Genomic DNA, 15,168 nt, shown 5'->3' on the forward strand with positions numbered 1-15,168 from the left:
TACAAGCCGCCAGCACCGCCCGCCGTGCTCTGGCCGGCTGCACAAACCCAACCCACTTCGCGGGCCATCTCAACCGTGGCCGCCAAGCCCACCATGCATTAGATTAAAACCGGGCCACCTGATGGGGGCAGGCCAGCGCAGCGAGGAATCTATCAGGGACCGAGCGAAACTCGACGACATAGCGGTCGCGAAATTGCGGTAGCTCCAGCTTTGCGACCGCCGAGGAGCGGTCAGGGTCCCGAACCATATCGGTCATGCGAAGCCAGCGTCGCCTTTCCTCGCGCGTTCCGTTCCTCCTGAGATTAGAGCGCTACTCTCTTAGACTTGCAGGATCAGGATCGCTGCCGAGTGGCCCGTCATACAGGCCGTAGAATAAAGACCGTTTCCCTCGCCCGACCGGGACAGTCTCGCAAGACTGGAACCGACAACCCGCCACCGAGTTAACAGAACAAATAGGAAACATTGAGGATCAAGCCATGATGCGATCGAAGCACGAGACCCACAGCGATAATCCAAAACTGGATCCTCATCCGGCCGACAATACGGAGAAGCCAGCTGAGGACTGGGTGTCAGGCAGTGACCCCATGACGGGCGCCCAGACGTCATATCTGAAAACGTTGTCCGAGCAGACGAAGCAGCCCGAACAATTCGACGAGAGACTTTCAAAGGCCGAAGCATCGAGACGCATCGATGCATTAAAAGCCGGGCTGCACGAGTCGCTCGAAACGGGTCCGGCATGCCAAAGATGAAGCGAAAGGCAGATCTCCCGACTAGAATCTGCACGGTGTGCGGGAGGCCGTTCGCTTGGCGCAAGAAGTGGGAACGAGCCTGGGAGACGATCGCGACTTGCTCGGATCGATGCCGCGAAAGCCGGAGACGCGAGACCTGTTCATCTCGCACTCCGAAACTGGGGCTTAAGGCTCCGTGATTGCCGGCTCTATCCTAAGCTTTGCTCGTTGATGGTTCGCCCTAGGATCGATCCATGGCCGATCACGACATGACGGGAATGTCGGAACTCGACGCGAGTTTCTATCGACGGCCGGTGGCGCGGGTGGCGCGAGACCTGATCGGCGTGACGCTGCTGTTCAAGGGCGCGGGCGGGCTCATCGTCGAAACCGAGGCCTATGATCATGCGGATCCGGCGTCGCACAGCGTGAGGGGCCCGAATGCACGAAACCGCAGCATGTTCGGCCCGCCCGGGCACGCTTACGTCTATCGCTCCTACGGGCTTCATTGGTGCCTGAACGTCGTCTGCGGCTCTACACCGGGTGCCGCCGTCCTCATTCGTGCGATTGAGCCGGTTGTCAGCATCGAGGAAATGAGATGCCGCCGTGGGGACCTCCCCGAGCGGCTGCTCTGCTCGGGTCCCGGGCGCCTCTGTGCAGCCTTGGGGATCGACGGAAGCTGTGACGGCCACGACCTCACGCGACCGCCGTTCTCGTTGTCGTCAGCATCAACCGCGGCTCAGATTTCGATCGGTAGGCGCATCGGGATATCGCGAGCGTCGGATGTCCCTTGGAGATTTGGTCTCGCCGGATCCGCATTCCTCAGTCGGCCATTCCGGTGAAGGAGGGGTGCGGCCCCTCCTCCGGGGCGCATTGTTCCGAAGCTCGACGCGATGTCTTCAACGATCGGCCGAGCCTGGCTCTGCCATCGTCCGGTGTTGCTTGGCGAGCATCTCGGCCGAGGTGACGTTGGCCAACGACGACCGGAGCTCGTTCTTCAAACCGCTGACGACGTCACCCTCGCCAGCTGCTTAACATTCGGCTTGTCGTCGATATGCATGGCAGCATCATCTCTCATATGAGCCTGCGGCTAGATGGGGTCAGATAATGTCCTCGATGAGCCCAAGCGTCTTGACCTCGAGCGCCTCGATATACCAGTTTTCAGGCGCCCGCTGGAGCACCTTGTCCATGGTTACGGACGAACCTGCGATGAGGCTCTAACGGCACTGCCCTGTGGCCGGGATTTGCACTCCGCCTCGGACGACCGTCGGAGCTCACATGCATCACGTTGCGCCGGTCTCTCAGACGACAGCACTCGCTCCTGATCCGATGTTTCAACGCTGCTGATGGCCGCAAGATTACGGCAAACGTGGCGGCCAGAATCGGCTGGATTTTGGCGATGAACCGGTTATTCTCAGTACAGTAAATGATGCACATTTCGCTTTCACACTGCAACCTTTGCGGAAGCCGAAAAAGCCTTTAGAAATCAGTACTTGGGTAGCTCTACCGGAGGTTCGAGTCCTCTCCTGGGCACCACTCTTCCTTGAGGACTACCAACCTCAAGGACTTAGCTGATAACAAGGGCTTACGCCTCACCGACTGTTCAACAACGGTGAGCAACAATGCTCTTTCGGCTCGTTCGTCCCGTGAAGCGTACCGGCTCTTCCAATCAGCAGTTTGTCCAGCGCATTCCTCGGGACGTGAGGTCTCGCGTGGTGGGCATGACGCTGCGCATTCCGTTGGGCAACGGCGTCATTGAGAAGGCCATTTCCGCGAAGGCGCAGGACATTCGGTTTTCCCTCGGGACCGCCAATCCGTCCGATGTGAAGGCTCGCAACGCCATCGCCCAAGCCTATCTGGAAAGCGTCTGGGAAAGCGTCCGCAAAGCGCGAGACAATGGCCCTATCCGGCTGCGGCAGGACCAGATTGCGGCCCTGTCAGGGGAACTCTACGCGACCTTCATGCGGGCCTTTGAGGCGGAACCCGGCTCCCCCGAGAGGTGGAAGCGCGTTGCCGTGGAGGTTGACGAAGCGACCCGCTACCGCGTCCCACTGGAGGACGGCGTACCGCAAAGCGAGATTGTGGACCCCGAGCGGGCCGTCGCAATGGAGCGGGCCTTTGGGCGTGGCGCGGACGAGTTGATAGCCGCGAAGGCGCTCATCATCGACGCAGATAGCCGAGCCCGCTTGCTGGAGGCCATCGCCCGTGTAAAGCGAGATGTCGCCTTGGTTCTGGAGCGGCGGGCCGAAGGCGATTATGCGCCCGATCCTGGCGCAGCGAAGTTCCCGGCGTGGCAGGCTCCCTCCACTACCGCCTCTGCGCCCCAGAAGGCCGAGCATGCAGCCAAGGCAGGCGGTGGCAAGACCAGCCTGACGGGCATCCCTGCGGACTGGTGGAAGGAGGCGCAGGCCACCGGCCGGAAGCTCAGCACCTACGAGAGCTACAGCCACACGATAGACAGCTTCGTCGCCTTCCTCGGGCATAACGATGCAACAGGGGTGACGCCTGAGGATGTCGTTGGCTTCAAGGACCATCGGCTGGCTTCCGTCAGCCCAAGGACCGGAAAGCCCATCTCGCCCAAGACGGTGAAGGACAGCGACCTTGCGGCGCTGAAGACGCTGTTCGGCTGGGCTGTCACCAATAAGCGCCTCCCCGTCAATCCAGCCGAAGGCATCACCATCAAGCTCGGCAAGCGGAGACGGACCCGGCCTCCGGGCTTCACCGAAGAGGAAGCGAAGGCGCTATTGAAGGCCGCTGACGCACACCAGCAGGGAAAGGAACGCCCGAAGACCTTCGCAGCCAAGCGCTGGGTGCCGTGGCTGTGCGCCTATACGGGCTCCCGCGTCGGGGAGATGGTCCAACTCCGTAAACAGGATGTGCGGAAGGAGGGCGATCTATGGGTGATCCACATCACCCCGGAAGCCGGGACCGTGAAGACAGACGAGGCGCGGGATGTCGTGATGCACGAGCATCTGGTCGCGAAGGGCTTCCCGGCTTTCGTACAGAGCAGCACGGACGAATACCTCTTCATCACGCCGAAGCCCGGAGGCACCATTCGCGGGCCTTGGCGGTCGCGCAAAAACGACCTGATCGAAGCCGCGAGGGAAACCGTGAAAGACCCTCGCGTCGCTCCGAACCACGGATGGAGGCATCGGTTCAAGACAGTCGGCATGGAGGTGGGCATAGACCACCGGGTGCTCGACGCTATCCAAGGCCAGCGGGCCCGCACGGTCGCAGAGACGTATGGCGAGGTGACGCTCAAGACACTGGCACTCGCCATAGCGAAGTTCCCGAGACAGACTTAGCCGGCTGGCGTCTTAGGCCCTCTGGTCATCACAGCGTGTCGCCTGTTAGAGCCGGTGGGCCGCCCTTAACTCGGCCCGCGCTGGATGCCCCCGACTGTGCGACACCAACTGACAGGCAACGCCGGCCTCTACCACGTGGCGCGAGAGCTTTCTCGGCGCGGCTGGCACGTCATGCCGACCGTACGCAATGCTCGGGGTGCCGACCTCTATGCAGCGAGTGACGACGAGACCCGTGTGTTGCCTATCCAATCAAAGGCATTGTCGAAGCGCGTCCCGGTCCCGCTTGGCAACTCGCTCGACAACCTGCGCTCGTATTGGTGGGTAGTGACGATCAATGCCAACTCAGATTTGCCGACCTGTTACGTCCTCACGCTGGAGGAGGTGAAAGCTGCTGCTCATCAGGGCGTCAACGCGGCCGGGAAGCTGTCGTACTGGCTCCAGCCCAAGGCTTATGCCACGGAGGCATATCGAGAAGCATGGGATCGGTTGGGCAGCCCGTAGCCCGTTACTCGGCTCTAAAATGGGCCGATCACACCGCCCCGGCTCTTGTTTGCCAGCAAGGCTACTATTCCACTTTCATTTTCGCGCGAGGTTGATGATCCGGTGATCAGTCGGCGCGTAGCGTACCGCATCAGCGGCAAGTTGGATGGTCCGTAGAAGCGGCAGATTGCTCGGCACCGCCCCTCTGGCCGGTGATGTGCCTCTCAGACCCTCGTACATCTCGTGCACAAATTCCCGGACGGTGACCACGCGTACGCCGCCAAATGACCGAACATTCCCACTTGCGAACTGTAAGACCAGCACCTGCTCCAGTTTTTCTGGTAGCTCGATACCTCGGAATGCATCTTTGATGAACTTCCGACCCCGCTCGAATTTGCCGGAAAACTGCTGTTCGCGCTTCTCGGTTGAGTTCCCGTCGAGCGAGCACTCAACATGCATCAGGTGTTGCGTAACTGGGTTAAGAGCAACCACGTCAAGTTCGCCTTCGAAACCGCCCCTCGGTCTCGCGCCGACTTGGACGGACACGCGGACAAAATAGCCGTTGTATTGAAGCCATTCTGATACAAGCTGCTCTAGATGGTTCACGCCGCGTCCAGTCCATTGCTCGACCGGCACTCCCCGGCATGGGCGCGATACCATCCTCGAACGAAGCGGGGCCGTCCAGATAAGAGGTCCTGAACATAAGGAAACGAGCTCGCTCGGCACGAGTTACGGCCATGGGTTCCGGGGGATGCCCGACGAGGTGCTGAAAGACCTCGGGCGCGTCCCTTCGCCGATCAAGGCAGCGACGAAGAATGAACCCGACGAGCGGGCGGCCTAAAGTGCAGTCTACTGCACCGGTCGGGGGCTCTTATTGGAGCCTCCCGGCCTGTCCCCTTTCGTCCCGGTCGATTTCCGCAAGCAGCCTGTCGAGCCGCACCTGTAGCGCAACGCCGTCCCGCAGCGCCTCGTCATAGGCTTCCATCCTGCGCAGCAAGAATGCCTCTTCGGTCGTCAGTGAGCCGGCCTCTCGCTTGGCTCTGTAGTGCGCCAAGCCTTGCTCTATGAATGCCTGCCTGCCGGCGACATCATCGGCCGGAATGTCCACCGGAAGGGTCCGTGAAGGGTCACGCATGGGGCACGTCCAGTGCATCGCGAGGGGCACCGATAGCGACCATGAGGTCCGCCGGAGAAAGCCCGGTCTTCGTGGCCGTTTCCAGCAGCCTCAACCGTGCAGCGTTGCGTTCGGCTGCCGTGACACCGTCAGTGAAAAGCCGGAAGACTTTCTTCGCACTCGCCTTCGTCAGCGGAGTAAGGCCGTTCGGTGGGCGGGAGGAGGACGGGAAGCTAACAGCCGGGCGGGAGCCAACAGCGGTGCTAACGGGCTCGGGGGTGCTAACGGCGGGGCGGGAGCTAACAGTCGCGGCGGAGCTAACACGGGCGCTAACGGCCCCTTGGTCACGGGCACGTGCTCGTCTCTCGCGCATCAGCTCGCGCATCAGCTCGCGCATGTAATCCCTGCGCCTGTCGCGCCGGGTCTGGGGGTCTGCATAGGGCATGTGGGGTTTCCTTGGGTGCTAACAAAAGAGACCCCGCCGGCACTGAGGCACGACGGGGCGGTTGGGTTGATTTGCGGGTATCGCCGTAACGGGGCTCTAACGCCTGCACGGTACGGTGATGGGATGAGGCAAGGCCGGTTTCGACAGGGGCGCAGGGCGCCTGTATGGCGGCGGTGGATCGCCCGCCCCCGCAATGCCGTCTTCATTGCCGCGCTCGTGCTTGCAGCCGGAATGACGCTTTACAGGACGCCCCTGCAATCGGCGCTCTCGCCCAACTGCACCATTCGCGGCAACATCAGCACCGGCAGCGGCGAGCGCATCTATCACCTGCCGGGTCAGCGCTATTATGGCGAAGCCAGTATCAAACCTTGGCGGGGCGAACGGTGGTTCTGTTCCGAAGCAGAGGCCATAGCGGCTGGCTGGCGCAGGGCGCGGGTGTAGTTGCCGATCCCGACGAGCCGGTGGCGCAGGTCCCTCGTCAGGCGGGGCGGGGCTTAGAACTTGAAGGCGTCCGCCATGGTCTTGCCGGACCACGAGGCATAGTTGGACAGGCCGGTGACCGCGCTGCCGATGACGTTGGCGACAACCGCGCCCTTGTTCGGGCCGGCGACCGGGGCGGCAGGACTGACCGGGTTGATGGGCTGCGGCGGGTTGAGCGCGGCTTCTGGTTGAAAGACGTTGGTCGGTAGGTTGTAGAGCTGCTGATCGGCGGACGCCTTGAGCCCCATAGCCTCTAGCGCAAACTGGCGCTGCGTGGCGCTACGGTTCATCTGCATGACAGTGAGGGTGTCCCCTTCCTGTCGCGATACGTCGTCAATGAGCTGCTCGATGCTGGACCCTTCGATGCCCTTCGCGTCGGCCGCAACCTGGCCCTTGGCCCGCAGTGCAGCGGCGTCCTTCTGGGTGCTGACGGTGTCGAAGGTGTAGGCCATGCCCTCTTCGACCTGTCGCTGAAGAAGCGTCGCGTACTGGGCGAACAGGTTCTTCTGGATGCTCTCGACTGCGTTGTCGCGGAAGGTCGCCTGCCGGGCAAACTCGCCCTCTTTCCAATCCTGTACCTTGTGGCCGTGGTCCACTTCCTGCTGATAGACCACGTTCTGGTACTTGATGACTTCGGCGCGGTATTTGAGCTGCTGGGCCTCAACCTGAGCGTTGTAGGCCCGCTGTTCCCATGCGGCTTTATTCTGAGCCTGATAGCCAATGATCGAGCCGGCGATGCTCGCGCCGGTCCCGATCACGGCCGCAGCCGCTGCTATGCACACGGGGACAGTTCCTGCGGCTTGCTGCGGAGGTCGGCGGGGAATGCCTTGTAGGCACGGAAGACCGGCCCCTCGTGGTCGTTCTCGGAAACGGTGAACCGGGCGGCGACGCCTACGGTGCTTCTGAGGTCAACCGCATCGCTGCCCTCGCGGGTCATTTCGAGGGGCGTCGAGGGATCCACGCCTTCCCGTAGCAGGACACGGGCGGAGGACAGGAACGGGGTCGGTGAGGTGCATAGAAGGCGGGTGCCGAGATAGGAGCGAAAGCGCCCCCTCCCGGCTGGGGAGATGGTGATAATCATGGATGGGGGTTTCTTGCTGTTCGGTGGAGACCAAGGACGGCCGTCATCGGCTCGGCGGTGGGGATGCCAAGGCTGGGGACGGAACGGCCGTTTTCGGCGGGAGGGTTACAGGGGCCGGTGATGGCCCGTGAGGGTCGGCGCAGGGTGGCGCTTGATGGGGACCGTGAAGAGGTTCTCGCGGCGCAGATCGAGGCCGTTGCGGTTCCGGTGACGGACGGCGTGTCCCTCGGGGGCGTTCACGATGAGCCGGGCGACGCGCTGCGTGTTGAGCTGCGGGCATGCGGCACGAACGGTCTTTTTGCTGAATGACCAGTTCGGGCTGACGCCGCGAGCCATGAGGGCGTCGAAGTCGTCGGCATCGAGGATGGCATGGGCGTTGATCGAAGCGAGGGAGACGCGCACGACGGGGCGACCTCGGTCATCGACCCCGCGCCGGGGAGGACGAAGGGGGACGGGGTTCATTGGGGTTCTTTGGATTGGGAAGAGTTCGCTTACGAACGGATGATGGAAGACGAAGCCGGAATGTCGGTTCAGTCACTCGCCCCACGGCGGGGCAAGACCACGCAGACCGGGAGGCGGCATGGGAGGCAAGGACAAGGGTGTCTGGGGTGTCCCTGAGGCGGAAGACCGCCGGACAATCCCCCATCAACATCCTCACTGAGAATGTTTCTTGGAAGGTGTAGTGGAGGTGTTCTCTCTAAGTGAACACGATACGGGCACCTGAAAGGGAACCCTCAGTAACATAATAAGAGGATGTTCACCCCGGAGTATGGCTGGTGGTGGGGGGTAATCGAAGTGCAGTGGCGCTGCACCCGTTACACCCCGCCGTGCAGCTCTACTGCACTCGTCGCGTCCGGTGCAGTGACTGCACTTCTGATGATTTTTCGCCCTCAGCTCGACTTCTATCTCATTGAAGCGGGCGATGTAGGCTTCCTTGAACGCGGCGCGGACGGCCTTGGCCTTGTCGGTGCGGGACAGGAGGCAGACCAGAAGGGCCTGTTCCTCGTTGAGGTAGAAGGCGTTCGATGTCCGCCCGGTGGTTCGGATGGTTCGCATCCGAAGGGGGCCGTTCCCTCACAGCCCGGCGACGATCCTCCGCACGACGCGGTGCCCCTGATCGGTCAGCATGAGGACGTTCACACGCCGGTCTATGCTGTCCTCTGTTGCACTGATGAGGCCGCGCCCGGACAATCCTTCGACGATGCGGGAGGCGCTGGACTTGCCAATCTGCGTCCGCGCGGCGACCTCCCGTTGGCAAAGTCCGGGATACCGCGCGATGACAAGCAGCACGTGCGCTACCTGCATCGGCAGCTCGGGGTCGATTTTCCGAAGTTCTTCGACAAGACCGATGGCCTTGGTGAGTGCGCTTTCCGGCATGGTGTTGGTGGGTCCTCTATCTGGTGAAAGTGGAGGTGGGGGCTAACCGCGCGACGGCACTCGCCACACGCCCGATGATCCGCCCCGCAAAGAAAAAGCCCCGCAGAGGGGGCTTTCAGGTGTCGTTCTTGGCCGCCGCGCTCAGGCCCGGCAGCTTCGTTCATCGTGCGCCGCGACGATCCTGGCCCAGTCCGTCCCGAGCATCGCGCGGGCATCTAATGCCGTTGATCGTTCGCCGGCCTTGGACAGCCGGGCGGTGTACTCCTGCTGTGGATTGAAGGACCGCGAGCTGCTGCCGGTGATCGTGTAGGCGTCGAAACCACGACGGACGGTCTCGACGGCGATCCGCTTGACGGCAATCTTCCGGGCCGCCTCCAAATCGCATTCGCCGTGCGCGGCAACGGTGACCTGAATGGTGTCAGTCGCGAGCGGCACGACGGCCTGTGAGGTCGAGCAAGCCGGGAGCACCAATGCCACGCCGATGACGCTGAGCAAGCGCACCCGCTGAGTTGCCGTGAGCATCACGCTCGGGCCGCCTTCGGGAGAGCGGCAATGGCCGCGAGCATGGCCCCTGCGGTCAGGAGCGGGAGGGCCGCGACGATGCCAGCCGGGCGCATGCCGCTGGCGTGAACTTCCCAACGGCCGAGCCATGCGGTGGCTTCACCAGAGGCGCGGTCGAGGGACACGCGGAAGGCGTGAGAGTGCCCCCAACGGGCGGCGTGAGCGGAGCCGATGAGGGGCAGCGAAAGGAAGCCGGAGCAGAGGATTTGCATGATCGTTTCCAGTGACGAGGCAGGCGGAAGCGCCCAACGCACAGAAGACGCCACAGCCGAAATCATCAATCAAGTCATTGAAATAGCTTGCAGAAATGGCACTGTTCGAGATCTGTAACAGTGCCGTTTGAGCGGCTTGCTAAAGGGCTGTGGAAGCGGCGGGATTGGCATTCCAGCACAGGCCCATTTCCGGCACTATTGGCCGGTGCGGCGGACTGTCGCAGCGGGGGCTCTCGCTCCGGAAAGAGACTGGGTATGTATCGCTCCGCTTTGATTGCCGCTGCTGTCTCCAAGTCCCGCCTCAGGGGGCCTGCGAAGTGAGCGCCCCTCAGCCTCCCGCCCTACAATGGATCACGTTCGCCGTCGCCGCGCTGGGCACCATCGGCACGCTCGCCGGTATTTGGCTGACTAACCACTTCAACGGCCGCCGACAGAAGCGGGAGCGGTTATGGGACCTGAAGCGCGAAGCCTACGCCAACCTCATCGAGGCTTTCGACGAGAACCGCTACATCCAAAAGATCATCAACAAGATTGACTGGACCGACGAGCAGGCTGGGCTGGCTAGGATCACGGCTCTGACTGAGACGATTGAAGCCGAGCGCCGCAAGATGCGGAGTGTGAAAAGCAGGAACCTCTTTCTGCTAAACGGCCGGGCGAAGGCAGCCATTGCGACGTTCGATGCGCTGCACGTCGAGTTGGAGCCGCTCCTTTTCGGACCTGAAGCCGACTACACCGCGTACTTCAACCGCTCCAAGGAGGCGTTTGAGGTTGCCATAGCGGAGCTGACGGCAGCGGCCGCCGACGAATTGGGCTGATGGCTCGTCGGGAAGGGCCCGCGCAGTCGCGGTTCACGGGACGCTTCGGTGGCCTGCACGTCTTCTGGCATGGACGGCTTTACAGCTCTGCCCTTGCCTACCCTACCGAAGAAGCAGGGAAGAGCCTGTAGGGTCCACACCGCACGGTGGGAAACCTTCCTGTTCCTCAACTCGGCTCAGGCCAATGGCGATCAACAAATGCATTGAACGCGGCGCTGGGCATTGTCGCGAACTCCCCGCCCACCCAATGCCCCGTTTGCCGCAGTTCTTCCAGACACTCGCTCTCGGCCCCGAACGATGCCATTCCATTTTGAAACCGGCGCTGCCGGATAAGTCGCCAGCCAAAGGCTGCCCCCGGTGGAAACCCCTGGTTCATTTCCCCGAGCCGGCGATCAGGCGCATTCGTTATGCCTACTTTGATCACGACGTGGTCGGCGGGTAGTGAGGGCATGATGCTTTCGCAATTCCCTTCAAGCCGCATCAGGTAGAGGGTCGTCTCGCTGTCGCGAACATCGACCGTACGTTTTCCCGGGGATGGCGGAGGTCCGCGCCTGAAGTCTGACCATTCTCGCTGTCTGCCCGTTAATGGCGCACCACTTTCAATCAACGGCTGATTGCTACCGAAATCCCAAACAACTCCGACAGGTGTTTGGTCGTGGACATCAGCCGCAGCCGCAATGCCGGCGTATGTAAAGGCAGCCCTATCCTTGCCGCGCCAAAAAACATGCACCGGCAACTCTCCGGATATCATCTCCTGTATCGTCGCTTGGCCCAGTCGCGTGCCGCCTTTGCCAAACCATATGAGTGACTTTCCATCCCATCGGTTGGCATAATCATGGCCCGTTCGACCGGCGGTGCCGACATTACAAAAAACGAAGAACTCCGAGTTCCACTCGTCATAGCCCGTCAGCCAGTTCCCTTTTTGCCGGTCAGGCGGCATGCCTATGGCTGTTGCAACTTGTTCTCGGGTGTAAGTCTTGCCGAGGTGGAATTGGGACGGCATTAGGCTGGCTCTCGCTGCTTCGTCACATGACACTGTAGTGGCTGGGTCATCAGCCGGGCATCACTGAGCGGCGCGTTCCGCCGTGAGTATCCGGTGAATTTGCATCCTGCTCACGTTGAGCAACTTCGCAATCTCTGTTGGCCCCTTACCCTCAGCTTTGAGGCCCCGCACCTTCTCCGCGTCGATCCTGCGCTTGCCGCCCATATAGACCCCAGCGGCCTTCGCCTTGGCGATGCCGTCGCGCTGGCGGGCTTTGATGAAGCCCCGCTCCATTTCCGCCACCATGCCGAGGACCGTGAGCACGATCCTGCCGGTGTCTCCTCGGGTGGACACATGGGGCTCCAGAACAGTCAGCGAGGCCCCCTTCAAGTCACACTCATGGACGATGTTGAGCACGTCCCGTGTCGAGCGGCCGAGCCTGTCGAGCCGCGTCACCATCAGCTCGTCGCCGGGGCGGAGGAAGTCGAGAATTGCCGCCAACTCGTCACGGCCATCACGGCTTGCGGCGCTGACTTTCTCCTTGCGGATGATGGTGCAGCCTTCGGCCTTCAGCCGGTCAACCTGCCCCTCGTAGTCTTGGTCCGTAGTCGAGACGCGGGCGTATCCGATCTTCGTCATGGCAGGGCCTCGTGTAACGTCAGGGTTTAGACCCGAAACGATTGACGTAACAAATGGCCGATGTCAACCCTGATGTGACGCTCTGGACGTAACATTCCGATGTCACCGCAGTGTGTACCCCGAAGTGACGCCCTCCTGCCCGCTTGCGATTTCCGCCGCGTGCGCCAACAGTCATTGCGGAACGGGTCGGGAGGAACTGGTGCGCCCTGCATTGTTAGTTATGGCGTTTATGTTCGCCGCGTCGTCCGCGCTTGCCTCGGACGCCCTGTACAGGTGCTCTGCGAAATCGGTTCTGCAATTCAAAGATGATGGCACGATGGGGGCCATTCCAGAACAATTTCTGGGCCGACTACTGGTCGAATTTCTTGATTGATACGGCGACCGGTCTTCTTCGGCGCGGCGCGGCTAAACCCGAACAACTGGCCATTGTTCAAAAGGGCTCGGGCGAGTATGATTTTGTAGCGTCCCCTCTTGCTACAGCGGTCTCCGCTTCGACCGATGTGCTACGAGTGCGGGCTTGGAACAGCAACCCGCAGGTGACGTTCTACGCCTTTGGCTTGTCGATGGTCGTAACTGGGACGTGCACCACGGTGAAGTGAGGCGGTGGCTTTGCGGCCATATAGCAGGAACCGCCGTTCCCCTATCTGGTAGGTAGTAGCCGGGGCGGTCACGGACGGTCCCTACGGTCGGACCCGCACACCGGCAATCCGCCATTGAGGGGGACAGGCAGGGTGCCCCGTTATGCTCCGCCGATGGTGGCCTGCTAGTGGCGCTGAGGGTGCCCCTACGGGGGCAAATTCGGGCTCGCCTATCCGAATAGGGGCCTCGCGATTTTGCGCTGAATATCCGGCCTCTTCTATCAACGACGCGCACCTAATTCGTCGTCGCTCACCCAGTCGAACCGAAACCTATGGAGAGGTTCGTAGGGGTCAACGCAGGGCCCCCAAGCCTTTCGTTGCTCGTCAGCGGCCATGCTCCAAAAGCGTTCAAGGTTCGGGAAGCTCCCAAAGTGCGCGAGCAAGGCCGGTTTCCCGAGAATACGAAAAAGACAAGAGCGGGCCACCCATTCGGCAACGGCCTCTAGCTCGGCTAGGCGAATGCGCGTCGCTCGATCAAATTGCTCGAGATACTTGTTCTCGTGGAGGTGCTCAAAGTCGCTTCTCGCCTCATACAATTCACCCATGAGGCCGTGATGTCTCGGTCCGACGAATAGCTCAGTCCTGCTCTTGAACTGACTTGTCGTTTTTCCTTTTCCGGCGGCTATAAGCCCTTCAATGCATCGCGTGAATTGGTGCAACCTGTTGATGAAATCTTGATCACGACGGGCTTGCTGGTAGATAGAAACGCAGCGTAGCAAGCGCCAATGTTCGGATCGCCACGGACCATCAAAGGCGGCAAACGTCGCGCCTATCTGCGCCCCCGTTAGAAGCTGCTCTTCCGCTATGGTAGGCGCAACGTCCACAATGCTCCGCTGAGGTGCTTTCAGGCCGTGGAAACTCCTCACATCGACTTTGCCTTGAAATCGACTTCCCGAAACCAAGAACGGGTCGGCTTGCTGCCAAAACCTCATCGTGAGCATGAGCCCGTTGAACCAGTCGGAAACCTGTCGGGTCAGCTTCTGGTTCTCGGCGTCTAAAACCTCGGGCACATCCGTCCGCATTTTGGCGAGCAGGTAGAGTTTGCTCTCCTCCACCTGTTCGACCCGTATCGTGCCAAGCCATTCCCGCCATTCGCCGGGCATGTCGAAGTCGCCGCTGGTGAGGAACTCCAAGCCGCCCGAAATCACGCGGCTGCTCAGGGCGGTCTCGGTAGGAACCGAAAGCCCTATGAGGGCGAATTTTTCTCCATCCTCGATCCATGCCGGTGCGACTGCCATACTCCCCCCGAGACCAATCCATGAAACATACAAGCGCGTCTCCGCTCGACTTGCTACTGTTCAACAGGGCTGGTAAACATCCATCATAAATTGAGGCAATAAATCCTTATTTATCAGCGCCATGGATCGGGCTTGACCCGGTCCTCTCCTGGGCACCACTCTTTTTCCTCAGCAGGAGAAAGAGTTACGGTTTTGTAAGGGCTTATCGAGCAGCCGCTTTCACAGAGCGGTTTCATACATGGCCCTTGCGATGCCCCGTCCCTTCGCTACCAAGTCGGGACCCTACTACCTCAATGTTCGGGTGCCGAACGAGCTGCGCGAGGTCGCACGCAGCCGCGTCGTGACCCTGCCGATCGCAGGCGAAACGGTCACTGTCACCGTGTCCGACAAGGTCTACGTCTCCCTGCGCACCAACAGCGCGCGAGAGGCCAAGGACCGCTTCCAGGCTGCTCTCGGCCGGCTGGCGGCTTATTGGGACTCGCTTCGCACTTCCGTCCACGCCCCGACGCTGATCGAGGTGGGGAGCGCTGGCGGGAGAGACCGACCGCAACGCGGCCGACCGGCTTGATGCCGACTTCGATTTTTAATGACCTCATCGCGGTCTTCGCCCAGGAGTACAGCGACACCGCGCATTGGCATCTCGACCAGGGCTTGATGATCCCAAAGTAGCCGAGCGGCTGGCATCAACCGAAATGCAGGATCCCCAGGCGCGGCATACTGATGCGCTTCGTAACGGCGATGGCATCTCGAGACGCCAGCAACTCGTCCACGCGGCTTTCGGCGAGGAGGCGTACCAACCGGTCGCCCACGATCAGATGCAGGTCGATGAAAAATCGCTGGCGCGCATCGCCGACGAACTTGCCAGGATCGACCCTATGACGAACGCGATGGGCGAGGCTCGTGCGAGGCATGTGCGACCGCCCGCCGCGTCAAGATCGTTCAGAGTGCTTGGGGGCACTGGCCTGCCCCCTGAAAAGTGGCCCTCCCTGAAGTAGGCTTTTTGAGCCTTTGGAGGATGCCCGCGATGCCGCAGAAGAAGCACAAGCCTGAAGAGATCGTCGCGAAGCTGCGGCAGG

19 protein-coding genes and 2 pseudogenes are annotated in these 15,168 nt (G+C 61.4%); 11 read left to right on the forward strand and 10 right to left on the reverse strand.

Annotation, left to right across the window (positions count from 1 at the left end; all coding sequences use genetic code 11):
- Positions 1–476: 476 nt before the first annotated feature.
- The 3 genes from ASE63_RS26925 to ASE63_RS19575 are packed head-to-tail and all read left to right on the forward strand — an operon-like array spanning position 477 to position 1,567.
- Positions 477–749 carry a DUF3072 domain-containing protein gene (locus tag ASE63_RS26925; RefSeq protein WP_082610137.1) on the forward strand — a complete coding sequence of 91 codons (273 nt, stop codon included), beginning with the start codon at positions 477–479 and terminating at the stop codon, positions 747–749.
- Positions 737–928 (forward strand): DUF2256 domain-containing protein, encoded by a 192-nt coding sequence (locus ASE63_RS26930; RefSeq protein ID WP_082610138.1) that lies wholly within the window; start codon positions 737–739, stop codon positions 926–928. Before ASE63_RS26925 ends, ASE63_RS26930 begins: the two co-directional genes overlap by 13 nt.
- 54 nt (positions 929–982) lie before the next feature.
- Entirely contained in the window at positions 983–1,567 is a 585-nt protein-coding gene (locus ASE63_RS19575) for a DNA-3-methyladenine glycosylase (protein ID WP_244491469.1), read from the forward strand.
- A gap of 57 nt (positions 1,568–1,624) precedes the next feature.
- Here the strand turns inward: ASE63_RS19575 and ASE63_RS28545 are convergent.
- Positions 1,625–1,750 (reverse strand): annotated as a pseudogene (locus tag ASE63_RS28545) (oxidoreductase); the annotation flags it as partial.
- Between the two features lie 191 nt (positions 1,751–1,941).
- Here ASE63_RS28545 and ASE63_RS28550 point away from each other — a divergent pair.
- The 3 genes and pseudogenes from ASE63_RS28550 to ASE63_RS19585 form a co-directional block, all read left to right on the forward strand.
- A pseudogene (locus ASE63_RS28550) lies at positions 1,942–2,151 on the forward strand (hypothetical protein); the annotation flags it as partial.
- 295 nt (positions 2,152–2,446) lie between these two features.
- On the forward strand, positions 2,447–4,030 hold the full coding sequence (locus tag ASE63_RS19580) for a tyrosine-type recombinase/integrase (protein ID WP_244491470.1): 1,584 nt from the start codon (positions 2,447–2,449) through the stop codon (positions 4,028–4,030).
- A 171-nt stretch (positions 4,031–4,201) separates the two neighbouring features.
- Positions 4,202–4,531, forward strand: a complete 330-nt coding sequence (locus ASE63_RS19585; RefSeq protein ID WP_244491472.1) for a hypothetical protein — start codon at positions 4,202–4,204, stop codon at positions 4,529–4,531.
- A 75-nt stretch (positions 4,532–4,606) separates the two neighbouring features.
- Here the strand turns inward: ASE63_RS19585 and ASE63_RS19590 are convergent, their stop codons facing one another.
- Both ASE63_RS19590 and ASE63_RS19595 read right to left on the reverse strand, forming a co-directional pair.
- The gene (locus ASE63_RS19590) at positions 4,607–5,116 is read right to left on the reverse strand and encodes a hypothetical protein (RefSeq protein WP_156410488.1); all 510 of its coding nucleotides are present in this window, start codon (positions 5,114–5,116) and stop codon (positions 4,607–4,609) included.
- A gap of 265 nt (positions 5,117–5,381) precedes the next feature.
- The gene (locus tag ASE63_RS19595) at positions 5,382–5,645 is read right to left on the reverse strand and encodes a hypothetical protein (protein ID WP_156410489.1); all 264 of its coding nucleotides are present in this window, start codon (positions 5,643–5,645) and stop codon (positions 5,382–5,384) included.
- A 655-nt stretch (positions 5,646–6,300) separates the two neighbouring features.
- Here ASE63_RS19595 and ASE63_RS28125 point away from each other — a divergent pair.
- Entirely contained in the window at positions 6,301–6,510 is a 210-nt protein-coding gene (locus tag ASE63_RS28125) for a hypothetical protein (protein ID WP_244491474.1), read from the forward strand.
- Positions 6,511–6,563: 53 nt separating this feature from the next.
- Here the strand turns inward: ASE63_RS28125 and ASE63_RS19600 are convergent, their stop codons facing one another.
- The gene (locus ASE63_RS19600) at positions 6,564–7,307 is read right to left on the reverse strand and encodes a hypothetical protein (protein ID WP_056805238.1); all 744 of its coding nucleotides are present in this window, start codon (positions 7,305–7,307) and stop codon (positions 6,564–6,566) included.
- Positions 7,308–7,735: 428 nt separating this feature from the next.
- The gene (locus ASE63_RS19610; RefSeq protein WP_056805244.1) at positions 7,736–8,032 is read right to left on the reverse strand and encodes a hypothetical protein; all 297 of its coding nucleotides are present in this window, start codon (positions 8,030–8,032) and stop codon (positions 7,736–7,738) included.
- A 351-nt stretch (positions 8,033–8,383) separates the two neighbouring features.
- On the opposite strand from ASE63_RS19610, the gene ASE63_RS28555 reads away from it, so the two are divergent.
- Positions 8,384–9,034 (forward strand): hypothetical protein, encoded by a 651-nt coding sequence (locus ASE63_RS28555; RefSeq protein WP_244491475.1) that lies wholly within the window; start codon positions 8,384–8,386, stop codon positions 9,032–9,034.
- Between the two features lie 114 nt (positions 9,035–9,148).
- Here the strand turns inward: ASE63_RS28555 and ASE63_RS19620 are convergent, their stop codons facing one another.
- Positions 9,149–9,532: a hypothetical protein gene (locus tag ASE63_RS19620; protein WP_156410490.1), complete on the reverse strand. Its 384-nt coding sequence runs from the start codon at positions 9,530–9,532 to the stop codon at positions 9,149–9,151.
- A gap of 565 nt (positions 9,533–10,097) precedes the next feature.
- Between ASE63_RS19620 and ASE63_RS19630 the strand changes: the two genes are divergently transcribed.
- The gene (locus ASE63_RS19630) at positions 10,098–10,595 is read left to right on the forward strand and encodes a hypothetical protein (RefSeq protein WP_156410491.1); all 498 of its coding nucleotides are present in this window, start codon (positions 10,098–10,100) and stop codon (positions 10,593–10,595) included.
- Positions 10,596–10,761: 166 nt separating this feature from the next.
- On the opposite strand, the gene ASE63_RS27505 is transcribed toward ASE63_RS19630, so the two are convergent.
- On the reverse strand, positions 10,762–11,598 hold the full coding sequence (locus tag ASE63_RS27505; protein ID WP_156410492.1) for a DUF3427 domain-containing protein: 837 nt from the start codon (positions 11,596–11,598) through the stop codon (positions 10,762–10,764).
- Positions 11,599–11,658: 60 nt separating this feature from the next.
- A complete protein-coding gene (locus tag ASE63_RS19635; RefSeq protein ID WP_056805259.1) occupies positions 11,659–12,216 on the reverse strand; it encodes a recombinase family protein in 558 nt (185 codons plus the stop codon).
- A gap of 305 nt (positions 12,217–12,521) precedes the next feature.
- Here ASE63_RS19635 and ASE63_RS27510 point away from each other — a divergent pair, with 305 nt between their 5' ends.
- The gene (locus ASE63_RS27510) at positions 12,522–12,815 is read left to right on the forward strand and encodes a hypothetical protein (RefSeq protein ID WP_156410493.1); all 294 of its coding nucleotides are present in this window, start codon (positions 12,522–12,524) and stop codon (positions 12,813–12,815) included.
- A 260-nt stretch (positions 12,816–13,075) separates the two neighbouring features.
- Here ASE63_RS27510 and ASE63_RS19640 read toward each other — a convergent pair whose 3' ends face one another.
- Positions 13,076–14,092: a hypothetical protein gene (locus ASE63_RS19640; RefSeq protein WP_056805262.1), complete on the reverse strand. Its 1,017-nt coding sequence runs from the start codon at positions 14,090–14,092 to the stop codon at positions 13,076–13,078.
- 238 nt (positions 14,093–14,330) lie between these two features.
- Between ASE63_RS19640 and ASE63_RS19645 the strand changes: the two genes are divergently transcribed.
- Positions 14,331–14,660: a DUF6538 domain-containing protein gene (locus ASE63_RS19645; protein WP_056805267.1), complete on the forward strand. Its 330-nt coding sequence runs from the start codon at positions 14,331–14,333 to the stop codon at positions 14,658–14,660.
- A gap of 115 nt (positions 14,661–14,775) precedes the next feature.
- Here the strand turns inward: ASE63_RS19645 and ASE63_RS19650 are convergent, their stop codons facing one another.
- On the reverse strand, positions 14,776–15,003 hold the full coding sequence (locus tag ASE63_RS19650) for a hypothetical protein (protein ID WP_056805270.1): 228 nt from the start codon (positions 15,001–15,003) through the stop codon (positions 14,776–14,778).
- Positions 15,004–15,168 lie beyond the last annotated feature (165 nt).

Source organism: Allobosea sp. Root381, assembly GCF_001429395.1.
GTDB lineage: Bacteria > Pseudomonadota > Alphaproteobacteria > Rhizobiales > Beijerinckiaceae > Allobosea.